The sequence below is a fragment of the Pseudomonas sp. MDT2-39-1 genome, from assembly GCF_054898085.1.
In genome coordinates this window covers 3,064,064-3,077,249 of sequence record NZ_CM142716.1, presented here as the reverse complement: position 1 = coordinate 3,077,249, position 13,186 = coordinate 3,064,064, and the positions used below count along the sequence as shown (strand labels likewise).

Genomic DNA, 13,186 nt, shown 5'->3' with positions numbered 1-13,186 from the left:
CGAATCAGGGTGCCATGCCAGTTTTGGTTCAATTGAACACGCGTCCTTGTCAGCGAGTCTGGCGGTCAGCTCAGGCCTTGGTGGAAAACCGGTAGCCGGTTCCGCGCACGGTTTGTACCAGATTTTCGTAGGCGTCGCCGAGGGCTTTGCGCAGGCGACGGATGTGCACGTCGACGGTGCGCTCTTCGACATACACGTTGCCGCCCCAGACCTGATCCAGCAACTGGCCACGGGTGTAGGCACGCTCCTGGTGGGTCATGAAGAATTGCAGCAGACGGTATTCAGTCGGGCCCATCTCAGCGGGTTTGCCGTCGATGGTCACACGATGGCTGATCGGGTCCAGCAGCAGGCCACCGACTTCGATCGGCGTCTCGCCATCGGTAGGGCCCGCGCGGCGCAGCACAGCCTTCAGGCGCGCCACCAGCTCACGTGGGGAAAAAGGCTTAGTGATGTAGTCATCGGCGCCGACTTCCAGGCCCTGGATCTTGTTGTCCTCTTCGCCCTTGGCGGTGAGCATGATGATCGGGATGTCCCCGGTCAGCTCATCACGCTTGAGGCGTCGGGCCAACTCGATACCGGAGGTGCCGGGTAGCATCCAGTCCAGCAGGATCAGGTCCGGCTTGCGGTCAACGATGATGGCGTGGGCCTGCTGGGAGTTTTCAGCCTCCAGGCAGTCATAGCCGGCCATTTCCAACGCAACGGCGATCATTTCGCGAATGGGCGCTTCGTCGTCGACGATCAGAATGCTCCTGCCAACCATGCCTTTAATCCTCTTGTCATTTAACTGTCTTGCGCCGCATTAGATAACGGAATTATTGCAGTCGTGTGACAGTATTCTAGTCGCCCTGCGATTGTTGTGATCCTGAACTAAGCTCTAATTCCGAATCCTGACAACCACAAAAGGAAGGTTTCCATGAAGCAATACTCGCAATCCATCAAGGCTCTGATGCTGACCGCGGCCCTGGCGTTGCCATCGATGGCCTTCGCGGCTGAGCCAGCAATGATGAAAGACGGGATGATGGTCGATCATAAGGGTATGACGGTGTACACGTTCGACAAGGATGCTGGCGGCAAGTCAATGTGTAACGATGATTGTGCCAAGAACTGGCCGCCAATGATGGCACCGGCAGGCGCCAAGGCCGAAGGCAAGTGGAGCGTTATCAAGCGCGATGACGGCACGAGTCAATATGCCTACGACGGTAAACCGCTTTACACGTTCGTGAATGACAAAAAACCCGGTGACATGGTAGGCGACAAAATGAAGGACGTCTGGCACGTCATCACCAATACCGGACCGAAGAAGTAAGCGAGTCCAGAAACCACAAACCTGCCCCCATGCCGGGAGCAGGTTTGATTCAACGCAACCCGTAATCCAGCACAATCCCGACAAAAATCGCCAACCCGGCCCAGTGGTTGTGCAAAAAAGCCTTGAAGCAACGCATCCGGTCCTTGCCGCGGGTGTGCCAGAACTCCCACGCAAAACAGCCCGCTGCCGCCAGCAATCCCAAGTGGAACCAGCCGCCGAGCTCAAATTTCGACCCGGCCAGCAGCAGGCAACCCAGCGCCAGCCCTTGCAGGGTCAGAATGATCACCCGGTCCGCTTCGCCAAACAGAATCGCTGTGGATTTCACGCCTATCTTCAGGTCGTCGTCGCGGTCAGTCATGGCGTAATAGGTGTCGTAGCCCACCGTCCACAGCAGGTTGGCGATCCACAGCAGCCAGGCGGCCGCTGGCAGTTCACCAGTCTCGGCGGTGAATGCCATCGGCATGCCCCAAGAGAACGCCGCGCCCAGCACCACTTGTGGGTAATAGGTGTAGCGCTTCATGAACGGGTAAGTGAAGGCCAGAGCCAAACCACCGAACGACAGCCAGACCGTCGTGGCATTGGTGCACAGCACCAGCAAAAAGCTCACGCCCATCAGCAGCGCGAAGAACACCAGGGCTTCTTTGGAACTGATCTTGCCGCTCACCAATGGCCGCTGTTCGGTGCGCTTCACGTGGCCGTCGACTTTGCGGTCCGCCCAGTCATTAATTACGCAGCCGCCGGCGCGGGTCAGCACCACACCGAGGACGAAAATGACGATGTTGGCCAGTGACGGTGAACCTTTACCGGCAATCCACAGTGCCCATAGCGTCGGCCACAGCAGCAGATAAATGCCGATCGGCTTGTCCATGCGGGTCAGCTGAACGAAATCCCAGGCCCGAGGGTTCAAGCGATTCAGGGACTTGAGCAGGCTCTGGTACATCAGCAATTCTCCGGATGGGCGCGGGTAGCGTTCCACAGGGTCGGCAAGAAAATTTCGGCCACCAGCACGCTCAAGGCGCCACGGTCGAAACGCGAGCGCCGGCCCCACAGTTCAGGTGCCCGGGACTCCATCGGCAGCCACTGTTGAGGATAATGACAAACCTCGATAGCGCGGCGCTGGAACGCTTGATCGCAAAACAGCAATTCGCCCAGGGAACGGCTGCCCAATTCGTCCATGTGCAAACCGTCGCCCTGCAATGCGCTGCGCGCCGCCACGCTGCGTGCAAACACCCAGGCCTCGCCGTGGCCGCGCAGATACACCTCGCGAACCCAGCCCTCGCTGCCTTCGGCCAGATCCAGTGCGGCGCATTCATCGGCGCGCAGGGGCTGCCAGCCTTCGAAGAGTGGCGTGACGCTGAAGCCGTCATTCGACAAACGGATCAGCCGTCGGGTCAGAGAGCCTTCGTCGAACAACCAGTCGAGGGTAGACGTGTCAGGAAGGGGCGTCAGTTGGCTTTCAGGGAGCCAGAACGGGGTCGCGGTGGGGAATTTTGAGTGCGGCACAGTGAGTCATTATTGGCAGCAAATGAGGCGGCGAGCTTACCATGTCAGCCAGCGATTTTGATTGATCCGGGCCGTCGTCGCGCCGAACAGGCTTGCATCTGCCTTGCCCGATCAGTACAAAACGCCCCTGAGCCGGACGGCATCGCTCCACCTATCGACCGTTCGCGCCGGCAATAAGCCTGAATCCTGAGGAAGTACCTGAATGAAAAAGTGGCAATGTGTGGTCTGCGGCCTGATCTATAACGAAGCCGACGGCTGGCCGGACGACGGCATTGCGCCGGGCACGCTGTGGCAAGACGTACCGGAAGACTGGCTGTGCCCGGACTGCGGCGTCGGCAAGATGGATTTCGAAATGATTGAAATCAACTAATAAAAAACCGAGGAGTAAGGAATGAACGCACCTGTCGTGATCGTCGGCACTGGGCTGGCCGGCTACAACCTGGCCCGCGAGTTTCGCAAGCTCGATGGCGAAACCCCGCTGCTGCTGATTACCGCCGATGACGGACGCTCCTACTCCAAGCCGATGCTCTCCACCGGTTTTGGCAAGAACAAAGACGCCGACGGCCTGAGCATGGCCGAGCCGGGCGCCATGGCCGACCAATTGAAGGCTGAAGTGCGCACTCATACGCGTATCAGCGGCATCGATCCGGGCCACAAACGCCTTTGGATCGGTGAGGAAGCGGTGATTTATCGCGACCTGATCCTCGCCTGGGGGGCGGAAACCGTGCGGGTGCCCATCGAAGGCGACGCGGCTGATGCGGTGTTTCCGATCAACGACCTGGAAGATTACGCTCGCTTCCGTGCCGCCGCGGCGGGCAAACGCCGGGTGCTGCTGCTCGGTGCCGGCCTGATCGGTTGCGAGTTCGCCAACGACTTGATCCTCGGCGGCTACGAGGTGCAACTGGTTGCACCATGCGAACAGATCATGCCGACCCTGTTGCACCCGGCCGCAGCCGCTGCGGTTCAGGCCGGGCTGGAAAGCCTGGGCGCGCGCTTCCACCTTGGGCCGGTACTCAACCGCTTGCAGCGCGTCGCGGACGGCCTGGAAGCGCATCTGTCCGATGGGCAGGTGATTCCGTGCGACGTGGTGGTCTCGGCCATTGGCCTGCGTCCACGTATCGATCTGGCGGCTGCGGCCGGTGTGCAGGTCAATCGCGGCGTGGTGGTCGACCGCCACCTGAAAACCTCCCACGCCAATATCTACGCGCTGGGGGATTGTGCCGAGGTCGATGGGCTGAGCTTGTTGTACGTCATGCCCCTGATGAGCTGTGCGAGAGCGCTGGCACAAACCCTCGCTGGCAACCCTACGGCCGTGAGTTATGGCCCGATGCCGATCACCGTGAAAACCCCGGTCTGTCCGTTGGTGGTTTCGCCGCCACCACGGGGCGCCGAGGGCGTCTGGACCGTCGAAGGGCAGGGCGCGGACATCAAAGTATTGTGTCGCGATACCAGCGGAAAACTGCTCGGTTATGCCCTGACAGGCGCGGCGGTGATGGAAAAACTGGCCCTGAACAAAGAGCTTCCGGCACTGCTGGCGTAAATACCGGTCGTTCTGTCGGAATCACCCCTCTTTTGCCCCTACAAAGGTCGCGCCGAGACTGGCGCGGGTCTTCCGTGCATGCCATTCTCACTCCCGTCTGCCGCAGAGTAGAGCACCTGCGGCGCTTTGGGCGCTGTTCCAACGAGAACAGCACGGACATAACAACAAAAAACCGTCAAAGGGGCTTCACTAACATGCGTAAACCAGAACTCGCCGCAGCAATTGCTGAAAAAGCAGACCTCACCAAAGAGCAGGCCAACCGCGTTCTCAACGCCGTTCTCGAAGAAATCACCGGCGCTCTGCACCGCAAGGACAGCGTCACGCTGGTGGGTTTCGGTACCTTCCTGCAACGCCATCGCGGTGCCCGCACCGGCAAAAACCCGCAAACCGGTGAGCCCGTCAAAATCAAGGCCAGCAACACCGTTGCGTTCAAGCCAGGCAAATCGTTGAAAGACAGCGTTAATCCGTAATCCGCATCCAAATCTCGCGTAGCAGGGGAGCGGAATAAAGATGGGCACGCCAACCAGGTTGGGTGCCCATTTTTTTATGGGTCGCGAGGTAATGCCGATCAGTCAAGGCAAGACGCGGCCCGAACCGAACGCAGGCCTCGCCAGCTGCTATAGGATGCGTTGCTTCTGAACTACTTAACGGATCAGATAACTCGGTTTTGTTGCTTGGCGAATATCGCTGCCATTTCCGGTTCATCCAGATGATCCAATACTCGCTCCACCAACAAATGCACCCCATCGGCCAGCCACCATCAAATGCAGGTAGGAAATACCTGTCTGACGGACGCTTGTGCTACTTCAATTTCCAGCGAGCGACTAAACCCGATCACTGACGATCAGTGACAGGAATGAAGGTACCGACCGGCCCCAAGGCGCACAAGCCGGCGGATTCTGGCGCAGCCGTAGGCAACGGCGCAAGGTGTTGTAGCTTGCAGGAAGTAACCTTGAGGTGTTTTAAACAGGCGCTGTCATCGGTTTTAGCTACCGGAAGTTTTTGCACTCCTTACCAGCTTCCATAGGGCATTCCGAATTTGTCGATGCAGGCTCTGGACTCTTCTGTAAGCGGTCGATGTTTGCCCACTTCCCTCTGCTACGAAGACTTGTGCCAAATAGTCCGCACCCGACCGCAGACAGCGACTTAACGGATCCGTCCTACACAAAACATCGATTTGCCTGACTTCACCAATTCGTAGATCCACGCAAAGTCCCGTGTCTTTAATAGACACAGGGATATGTGGATGCACAGTGCTGCCAACCAAGTCATTTTCAGACACGACGCTGATTTTTCCTGCGACATTCAGGTACTCAATCAGCCCGAGCGCATCCCCCCAACGCTCCATACTCAATCGCTGCAATCCCCCGGCGAGCGCATGTCGCTGGCCGCTGATCTGGCCCGCCGCTCGGCCAGCCAACGGGGGCGCCCATGACCCATCCAGCCAACCTCGCCGCAGCTGCGGCATCCAAATCCCCCATTGGCTCTCTGGGTGCCTGCCCCTTGCGCCAAACCCATGTGCAGTTGTTGCCCTTGCGTTATGGACTGGTGGAAAAACCCCTCGATCCGAGTGCCGAACTGAAGCTGCCGTATGCCCTGACGACCCGCCCGCTGGGCATTCGCATGCTGCGCGATGGCTGGTTGTACGTTATCGACAGCGTCACCGGTCACCTGCATGAATACCGCGTACTCAACGGACTGGTCAGTGCCTTGCTGCACAAGGGCGCCAAGGTCGTTGATGATCGGCGTACACCCATCGAAGAGCGTCCGGCGCTGGTGTTTTCAAGACGCAGCACCCTGCATGTGACCTTCGCCGAAGTGCAGTGGACGGCGACCAAATGCATGCAAGTGCTCGACAGCCGCGAGGAACGCGAACACTTCATGCAGGCCGTCGATCTCGGCCCGGTGCATTGCCAAACCGGTGGCGAGCATCTGCTGACGGTCGCGCAAGGCAAGCAGTGGCTGGCAGAGATTGCTACGGTACCGGTCCAGCAGGCCCAAGCCGCCCAAGACCGCGCCGACCTGGAAGCCGAGTCGCCACCGGACGCCGTTCTATTGCCGACGCTGCAGGTCTGCGACGCTCCCGCGCACGAACGTGAACCCTATTTGTGGGAGCAGCCGCGGCGCTTTCGCGAGGCGCACATTGGCGAGTTTCTCGGGCGGGTCCGCCCGGCTTATCAGGACGACACGCTGTTCCTCGTGGTGCAGGACGACCTCGGCGTGCTGCGTGATCTGGCCGAGTATCAAAACACCGCGGTCGGTTGGGTCGACGACTGGAGCAACGCCGACCACAACGAACGCGATTACTTGCTGGCTTGCTACATCGAGTCCTTGAGCCTGCTCAGTCCCGCGGATGTCGGCAACCTGGCCAATGCCAGCGACGACCCGGCGGTCAATGCGCTGCTCGTCGATCTGCAACAGTTGCCCGAACCGGATCGGGAACAGACCCGCAAAGCCTTGCTGGATTACCTGAACAAGGGCGGCAAGGTCGAGCCTGTCGACGTACCACCCTCCCCGGAGCTGGTGCAGATGCGCAAGGAAGCCCAAGCCGAAGTCCAGGAGATGCTCAAGTATCAGGGGGGCAATCCAGACATCACTGCACACAGGCGCGCCATTGACGACGCGGACCGCAGTTACTACACCCGCCAGCACTTTGCGATGGCCCCCACCGACTTCGTTGAGCAGCACCTCAAAACGCTGATTAAGCTCGGCAAGGAGCAAAACAAACGCATTGAGGACGTGATCGCGGGCTCCAATATCACGGGCAAACGCGGGATCAACGATTTCATCGACCGCCCCGCCATGGACGACGCGTTGTTTCAGCACCGCGCAGACCTCGGGCGCTGGAACCGCTTGCTCGAACGCATCACCGCTGACCGTACGATGCTGGTATGTGCCGGGCGTTACCATCGTTCGGCCTGGTACTACGACGCGCACGAGCCGCAGCAATTGGCCGAGGTTTTCGCTGCTGAATACGCCTGTATCAAAGACATCTGCCGCAGCGACCATGCCAGTGAAGAGATGCTGGGTTACCTGGAAAAACACCCGGAGTTGACCCGATCCGCGTTTTACACCTTGCCGCTACGCGTTCGGCCTGAGCTGCTGGTGCAATACAGCGTGCTATCCAATGCTGGGACCGGCCTGTTCAGCAAGCTGCCCGATTGGTTGGAAACCCTGCGAAAAATCGAACAAGCGCACCTGCCGGCCCTCGACGATTTGCCCGAACACACCCGCGCCATGGCCGACGCGGTGCAACACAGCTACAGCCCAGCGTTGAACCTGGGCCTGAGTCGCGCGCTGGAGGGCTTCGATCTGGCGGGTGGAAAAGTCCCCGACCTCGACGAACTGTTCCGCCATCTGCCCAAAGCGCTGCCGGCACGGATCCTCGATGCGGCGAAAAGCACCGGAGTAACGTTCACCGTCGCCACCCCGGCCGAACACGCGGCGCTGCAAACCGACATCAAGGACGTGCTCAGGGAGCGCGCTTACCAAAAGAGTTTGACCCGTGAGCGCAACCGGCTTACCCACAACAAAAACCTGCCGGGACACAAGACCCAACGGGCGGTTGAGTTGCAGACCGAGATCGATCGGGTGCGTGCGCAATTGACTCAACTCGAAGGCCGACTGGCGGGCGCACTGAGTCCGATTGCTGAACTGCCGGATCAGTCGGTGCGCACCTACGGCGCCACCCCGGCTCGGGCGGGGGTGACGGTGGTGTTTCCACCGGCGCAGCAGCAGGAGGTGAGGAGTTTGCTGAAGAACATTCGGCTGGGGATTCAGAGTGTGCCGAAGGCAGACTTGATCAAGAGCGAAGGGGTTGGGTTGTTGGTGTTTTTGGCGCAGGCGGTGAATTTGGTTGTGGCTTATCGAGAGATGACGAAACAGACGAAAGACAAACAGAAACTAGGACCGTTGATGAATGCAGTAACCGCTACCGGCGCTGCTGGGTTCGCCGCAGCTCAAAGCTTGGCAGACACCGCACTGAAGGCGCGCAGCGATAAGTTAGTCGAGGCTCTTCAACATCACGCCTTGCAGAATGTGCATGTGCAGATGGGAAAAATGCATGTTGGACTGGGTTACTTTACCTATTTATTCGGTTTCGGGGCCTCTGTAATCAGCCTGAATACCCAACAGCAGAATTGGCAGCAAGCGACGCGCAGTGGCAACCGCGCGGCCCAAAGAAGCGCTGCTCTTGGCACAGTGGGTGCTGCCGGCATGACGGCTGTTAATGCCAATGGCCTTAGCCATACCGTGCACGCCACTTTTAAAGTCCTGACTGCAAGGAGTGCCGCGGCACGAACAGCCGCGTGGGCCGCCGCCGGCACACGTCTTTCAACAGTCTTTTTCCGGGTCAACCTGGCCGGCTTCTTGTTTACCGTTTTGGAGTTTGGCGGCACCTGGCTGTTCAACCGCTACAACATCAGCGCCCACGATAAATGGCTCAAAACCACACCATGGAGCCTGGACACCGATGAACGCGGTAACCACACCCTGGATGAGTACCAACGTTACCTCGGCGATTTACTTCACGCCCCTACTGCACAACTTGGCTTGAACAAACATGACTCATTGCTGAAGAACCTGTTTTTGCGCGCCAAACCCAGCGATATCCATCTGGAGCTACCGAGGGTGAAACTAAGCGACTTCCAGCCCCCATTAAGTGGGAAACCCTCCCACCGCTTGGGCATTGGCGCCCATCGGCTTTACCGCCCACTCGACAGCCGCGGTACCGCCCGCGAACGCAAGGATGTGATCAGTAATGAAGTGACGGACAGCCTGGAAGTCGTGCAAGCAGACCCGCTGATTGTATGCCTGCAATATCCGCTGAATCGTAATGCCCCAATGGCGCCCGTGGTCGAGACACTGGAACTGGGGGTATGCGTGCAAGTGTTGAATGCCAAAGGACAGTGGATCTCCCGCACCCACGTCATCCACCTTAATCCTCGTGGCGAAGGGCATTTTCCTTCGCTGCCGCCCAATACAGTTATCGAGCATCCGCCCCTGTTGCTGGTTGAAACCCATTTGCTGGAGTTGGCCGACCATGCCCAACAACCTGGATAGCCCCATGCCGGTACCGCACCTTGAGCAATCGCGCAAAGCCGGAGATGTCGAGCCCTTTCCAAGCGGGAAGATTACCTATCTCGCGCCGCTGCCGCTTCCAACACCGTTGCCGCCTCATGGCCCTCACATCGGGGAATTAAATGAGGTGTACATGGACTTCGGGTTGGGATCGCCAGAGGTGTTCTCATGGCAAGTCATATTAGGCGGACCATTCAGTGGTGCATTTATGATTGCATTTTTGATACCTCTGTTCAGCGGCTTCATGTTTTTTCTGTTCGGCCAAAGCTGGGAGGATATACAAGACATCACAACTCGTATGTTCATAGAGGAGGCGTATGAGCTCGCCCTAGTAACCGGTTTTCTCACCCTATTCATCGGCCTCTGCGTCTGGCTCCACAACCACAACAAACGCGCCGAAATCATCCCCACCCGCTTGAACCGCCAACGCCGCGAAGTCTGTTTCATGCCCGAAGACGCCACCGAACCGGTCTTCGTCCCCTGGGAGTCCCTCTCGGCCTGGGTCATCGAAGCCCAAAGCGCCACCCAATACGGCATCCGCCGCCAATACGGCATGGGCATCGGTTTCCAGCATGGCGAAATCCTCACCAGCGTCGAATTCCCCTGCACCGGCCTGCCCATCGCCATCAGCTACTGGGAAGCGATCCGTGGCTACATGGAATACGAAGTCAACGACCTCAAATCCATCCAGGACTTGCAAGACCTGCAAGGCCCCGACGACCCGCCCCACGAAGGCCTACACACCTTCCACAACGCGCGCGCGCGCATGCATCAGCAAATCCGCGACGGTTCCCGCAATCGAGTCTCGGGGTTTTTCTGGTACCTGTACCACGTCATGACACTGTGGACGATTCCCAACCACCTGACCGAATGGGAAATCCGCCGCCTTCAGAAAATGGCCCCGCACGTCTTGCCCGAGGTGATGCGCCAATGGTCCGAGCCGCTGCCCAAGGAGCAATGGGCCAAGCCGAGCGAAGAACTCGTGCGGATGAGTGAGCTGGTTCGGCAGCTACACAAACGTCAACCTCGCCGGACAATCACCGAGATTTTTGCCGAGGTGTATCGGGGCGACAGCACGGGCAAACGACGCGCATGAAGCGTTCTGACTGGACGAACCGCGTCGCTCACACCGCCGTCATCGCGGGTAAGCCTTGCTCCTACAAATCGGTGCACGTCTTGGTGGACAACGGCCAGTGGATCTCTCGCACCCACGTCATTCACCTCAACCCTCGTGGCGAAGGCCGTTTTCCTTCGCTGCCGCCCAACACAGTCATCGAGCATCCGCCCCTGTTGCTGGTTGAAACCCATTTGCTGGAGTTGGCCGACCATGCCCAACAACCTGGATAGCCCCATGCCGGTACCGCACCTTGAGCAATCGCGCAAAGCCGGAGATGTCGAGCCCTTTCCAAGCGGGAAGATTACCTATCTCGCGCCGCTGCCGCTTCCAACACCGTTGCCGCCTCATGGCCCTCACATCGGGGAATTAAATGAGGTGTACATGGACTTCGGGTTGGGATCGCCAGAGGTGTTCTCATGGCAAGTCATATTAGGCGGACCATTTACCCTTGCCTGTATGTTTGCTTTCCTATTCCCGTTGTTCAGCTTTTTTTTCGGTCTCGTTTTGGGATACGAGTGGCTTTACTCATGGGAGTTCGCGATAGATGTTTTTTTTGCTGCCTCTGAACTCGGGCTGGTAACCGCTTCTTTTACCCTATTCATCGGCCTCTGCGTCTGGCTCCACAACCACAACAAACGCGCCGAAATCATCCCCGCCCGCTTCAACCGCCAACGCCGCGAAGTCTGTTTCATGCCCGAAGACGCCACCGAACCGGTCTTCGTCCCCTGTGAGTCCCTCTCGGCCTGGGTCATCGAAGCCCAAAGCGCCACCCAGTACGGCATCCGCCGCCAATACGGCATGGGCATCGGTTTCCAGCATGGCGAAATCCTCACCAGCGTCGAATTCCCCTGCACCGGCCTGCCCATCGCCATCAGCTACTGGGAAGCGATCCGTGGCTACATGGAATACGAAGTCAACGACCTCAAATCCATCCAGGACTTGCAAGACCTGCAAGGCCCCGACGACCCGCCTCACGAAGGCCTGCACACCTTCCGCAACGCCCGCGCACACATGCACGAGCAAATCCGCGACGGTTCCCGCAATCGAGTCTCGGGTTTTTTCTGGTACCTGTACCACGTCATGACGCTGTGGACGATTCCCAACTACCTGACCGAATGGGAAATCCGCCGCCTTCAGAAAATGGCCCCGCACGTCTTGCCCGAGGTGATGCGCCAATGGTCCGAGCCGTTACCGAAGGAACAATGGGCCACGCCGAGTGAAGAACTGCTGCGCATGAGCGCACAGGTCCGCGCCCTGCACAAACGTCAGCCGCGACGCCCGATCACCGAGATCTTTGCCGAGGTACAGCGTTTAAATCCGACCGACAAACGTCGCGCATGAGGTGTTATTCCAAAGTAATCGGCTCGGACAATTAGCCGACAACAGTGGGAACATTTAATGTCGTTCCAGACTTGTTGCTTGAAATGTCTTCAGTGCCGCTTCGCAAGCGCTTTGGCGGAACCGAAAACCGCCGATTTGAATCAGCGGAGTAGCGAGAACCGGTTACAGCCTCCAATTGCCCGCCTTCACGCACAAAATCATTTACCTCTTTCACCCGGCGACTGCGCAGCCAGGTAATCCACCGGATCAACTCGGTGTGCCCCTGCTGTTCTAGCATCTGCGTAATACGCACTTGCCAGCGCTTGCAGGCTGGTCCGCAAAGTCCTGTACGGCGTTGCAAATCAACCACGCTTTCGCCATTGATCACCCCCTGAGCAAAACCCAGCCAGTGTTCCGGATAACCCAATCGGGACAGCACCGTGCCACGCAGTAAGCTCAACGTGCTTGAGCAGCCAGAACAGTAGAAATTAGGACGCCGCTCATCGACACGCTTCATGTCAAGTGATCCACACCTTGAGCAAACAGCCTGTTGAGTCGTCAGCAAATGCTCTAACCCGCTCAGGAACACCTGGGCCTGGGCCGCAATATGCGGCGGCGGTTCCAGGTCGGTTCGATCTTGTCGCGCAGACCACCAGTGGTACAACGCGGGAAATTCTTTAGCCATTACCGCACGGCAGGGTTTAATCCAGCGCCACGTGGTGCTGGGAGAAATGCCCATCGCTTTGGCAACATTGGGCATAGGCCAGCCCGCTAAGAGGTACTGTCCGTAGGCGGACCACAGGTGCATAAGCCCATACCCCGAAAATGGATTTTTCGACAGGCAGTTAAAGCCTTTATTGCAAACCGCACAGCGGTAAAACGGAAGACGCAGGTTTGGCATGGCCTCCAGTCTGAAGCGTGGATGACCACACTGCGGGCACTCGACCGGTGATTTACTGGGTAGCTCGTGCAGATAACGGATAAATGCATCCGCCTGACTGTGCAGCTCGATGGGCAGGCATCTATGGTAGTCAGGTGAGATTGCCAAGTGGGCAGCATTGGCCGGTGCGAACATGCGCATATCCTTTTGCTTCTTTAGCTCGTCCTTGAGCTGAGAGAAAAATATCGCGATGCCGGAGCCGCTTGGCCTGAACAAGTCGCAAAGTGCGCGGCACGCTAACAATGTATCTAAAGGATTGATGTAGGAGGGATCTTGCAACCCGGTATGAATTTTCCGCGATACTGAAAGTTCCATTTTGGAACTTTGTTAGAAATACAAATGGCCATCATGATGATGGCACTTTTCTTATTGGATGTTGTC

Annotated in this window: 13 protein-coding genes and 1 pseudogene; 9 read left to right on the top strand and 5 right to left on the bottom strand. The window is 58.3% G+C overall.

Features of this window, described 5'->3' with window-relative positions; all coding sequences use genetic code 11:
• Positions 1-70 precede the first annotated feature (70 nt).
• On the bottom strand, positions 71-760 hold the full coding sequence (gene phoB, locus ACYZTM_RS14740; RefSeq protein ID WP_008150066.1) for a phosphate regulon transcriptional regulator PhoB: 690 nt from the start codon (positions 758-760) through the stop codon (positions 71-73).
• A 153-nt stretch (positions 761-913) separates the two neighbouring features.
• On the opposite strand from phoB, the gene ACYZTM_RS14735 reads away from it, so the two are divergent.
• Positions 914-1,306 carry a COG4315 family predicted lipoprotein gene (locus ACYZTM_RS14735; RefSeq protein WP_283189463.1) on the top strand — a complete coding sequence of 131 codons (393 nt, stop codon included), beginning with the start codon at positions 914-916 and terminating at the stop codon, positions 1,304-1,306.
• A gap of 49 nt (positions 1,307-1,355) precedes the next feature.
• Here ACYZTM_RS14735 and ubiA read toward each other — a convergent pair whose 3' ends face one another.
• Both ubiA and ACYZTM_RS14725 read right to left on the bottom strand, forming a co-directional pair.
• On the bottom strand, positions 1,356-2,246 hold the full coding sequence (gene ubiA / locus ACYZTM_RS14730) for a 4-hydroxybenzoate octaprenyltransferase (protein ID WP_461989045.1): 891 nt from the start codon (positions 2,244-2,246) through the stop codon (positions 1,356-1,358).
• Positions 2,246-2,809: a chorismate--pyruvate lyase family protein gene (locus ACYZTM_RS14725; RefSeq protein ID WP_131062499.1), complete on the bottom strand. Its 564-nt coding sequence runs from the start codon at positions 2,807-2,809 to the stop codon at positions 2,246-2,248. The genes ubiA and ACYZTM_RS14725 overlap by 1 nt, the downstream gene beginning before the upstream one ends.
• A gap of 202 nt (positions 2,810-3,011) precedes the next feature.
• Here ACYZTM_RS14725 and ACYZTM_RS14720 point away from each other — a divergent pair, with 202 nt between their 5' ends.
• The 3 genes from ACYZTM_RS14720 (at position 3,012) to ACYZTM_RS14710 (ending at position 4,819) form a co-directional block, all read left to right on the top strand.
• Positions 3,012-3,179 carry a rubredoxin gene (locus tag ACYZTM_RS14720; RefSeq protein ID WP_007954349.1) on the top strand — a complete coding sequence of 56 codons (168 nt, stop codon included), beginning with the start codon at positions 3,012-3,014 and terminating at the stop codon, positions 3,177-3,179.
• Between the two features lie 21 nt (positions 3,180-3,200).
• Complete coding sequence (locus ACYZTM_RS14715) at positions 3,201-4,349, top strand: NAD(P)/FAD-dependent oxidoreductase (protein WP_461989044.1); 1,149 nt, start codon at positions 3,201-3,203, stop codon at positions 4,347-4,349.
• Positions 4,350-4,543: 194 nt separating this feature from the next.
• Positions 4,544-4,819, top strand: a complete 276-nt coding sequence (locus tag ACYZTM_RS14710; protein ID WP_003213368.1) for an HU family DNA-binding protein — start codon at positions 4,544-4,546, stop codon at positions 4,817-4,819.
• A gap of 182 nt (positions 4,820-5,001) precedes the next feature.
• Here the strand turns inward: ACYZTM_RS14710 and ACYZTM_RS14705 are convergent.
• Positions 5,002-5,103: pseudogene (locus ACYZTM_RS14705) on the bottom strand (DUF6124 family protein); the annotation flags it as partial.
• A gap of 492 nt (positions 5,104-5,595) precedes the next feature.
• Between ACYZTM_RS14705 and ACYZTM_RS14700 the strand changes: the two are divergent.
• Genes ACYZTM_RS14700 through ACYZTM_RS14680 form a run of 5 tightly spaced genes read left to right on the top strand, consistent with a single transcriptional unit; the run spans position 5,596 to position 11,886 of the window.
• Positions 5,596-5,784: a hypothetical protein gene (locus ACYZTM_RS14700; protein ID WP_461989043.1), complete on the top strand. Its 189-nt coding sequence runs from the start codon at positions 5,596-5,598 to the stop codon at positions 5,782-5,784.
• Entirely contained in the window at positions 5,781-9,410 is a 3,630-nt protein-coding gene (locus ACYZTM_RS14695; protein WP_461989042.1) for a toxin VasX, read from the top strand. The genes ACYZTM_RS14700 and ACYZTM_RS14695 overlap by 4 nt, the downstream gene beginning before the upstream one ends.
• Entirely contained in the window at positions 9,391-10,524 is a 1,134-nt protein-coding gene (locus tag ACYZTM_RS14690) for a hypothetical protein (protein ID WP_131062496.1), read from the top strand. The genes ACYZTM_RS14695 and ACYZTM_RS14690 overlap by 20 nt, the downstream gene beginning before the upstream one ends.
• Entirely contained in the window at positions 10,521-10,775 is a 255-nt protein-coding gene (locus tag ACYZTM_RS14685; protein ID WP_131062495.1) for a hypothetical protein, read from the top strand. Before ACYZTM_RS14690 ends, ACYZTM_RS14685 begins: the two co-directional genes overlap by 4 nt.
• A complete protein-coding gene (locus ACYZTM_RS14680) occupies positions 10,756-11,886 on the top strand; it encodes a hypothetical protein (RefSeq protein ID WP_461989041.1) in 1,131 nt (376 codons plus the stop codon). Before ACYZTM_RS14685 ends, ACYZTM_RS14680 begins: the two co-directional genes overlap by 20 nt.
• 31 nt (positions 11,887-11,917) lie before the next feature.
• Here the strand turns inward: ACYZTM_RS14680 and ACYZTM_RS14675 are convergent, their stop codons facing one another.
• Complete coding sequence (locus tag ACYZTM_RS14675; RefSeq protein ID WP_461989040.1) at positions 11,918-13,120, bottom strand: transposase; 1,203 nt, start codon at positions 13,118-13,120, stop codon at positions 11,918-11,920.
• Positions 13,121-13,186: the final 66 nt, after the last annotated feature.

Excerpts from the sequence above, each read along its gene's own strand:
- phoB (WP_008150066.1), bottom strand. The coding sequence starts at position 760 with ATGGTTGGCAGGAGCATTCTGATCGTCGACGACGAAGCGCCCATTCGC.
- ACYZTM_RS14735 (WP_283189463.1), top strand. The coding sequence starts at position 914 with ATGAAGCAATACTCGCAATCCATCAAGGCTCTGATGCTGACCGCGGCC.
- ubiA (WP_461989045.1), bottom strand. The coding sequence starts at position 2,246 with ATGTACCAGAGCCTGCTCAAGTCCCTGAATCGCTTGAACCCTCGGGCC.
- ACYZTM_RS14720 (WP_007954349.1), top strand. The coding sequence starts at position 3,012 with ATGAAAAAGTGGCAATGTGTGGTCTGCGGCCTGATCTATAACGAAGCC.
- ACYZTM_RS14715 (WP_461989044.1), top strand. The coding sequence starts at position 3,201 with ATGAACGCACCTGTCGTGATCGTCGGCACTGGGCTGGCCGGCTACAAC.
- ACYZTM_RS14710 (WP_003213368.1), top strand. The coding sequence starts at position 4,544 with ATGCGTAAACCAGAACTCGCCGCAGCAATTGCTGAAAAAGCAGACCTC.
- ACYZTM_RS14700 (WP_461989043.1), top strand. The coding sequence starts at position 5,596 with ATGCACAGTGCTGCCAACCAAGTCATTTTCAGACACGACGCTGATTTT.
- ACYZTM_RS14695 (WP_461989042.1), top strand. The coding sequence starts at position 5,781 with ATGACCCATCCAGCCAACCTCGCCGCAGCTGCGGCATCCAAATCCCCC.
- ACYZTM_RS14690 (WP_131062496.1), top strand. The coding sequence starts at position 9,391 with ATGCCCAACAACCTGGATAGCCCCATGCCGGTACCGCACCTTGAGCAA.
- ACYZTM_RS14685 (WP_131062495.1), top strand. The coding sequence starts at position 10,521 with ATGAAGCGTTCTGACTGGACGAACCGCGTCGCTCACACCGCCGTCATC.
- ACYZTM_RS14680 (WP_461989041.1), top strand. The coding sequence starts at position 10,756 with ATGCCCAACAACCTGGATAGCCCCATGCCGGTACCGCACCTTGAGCAA.
- ACYZTM_RS14675 (WP_461989040.1), bottom strand. The coding sequence starts at position 13,120 with ATGGAACTTTCAGTATCGCGGAAAATTCATACCGGGTTGCAAGATCCC.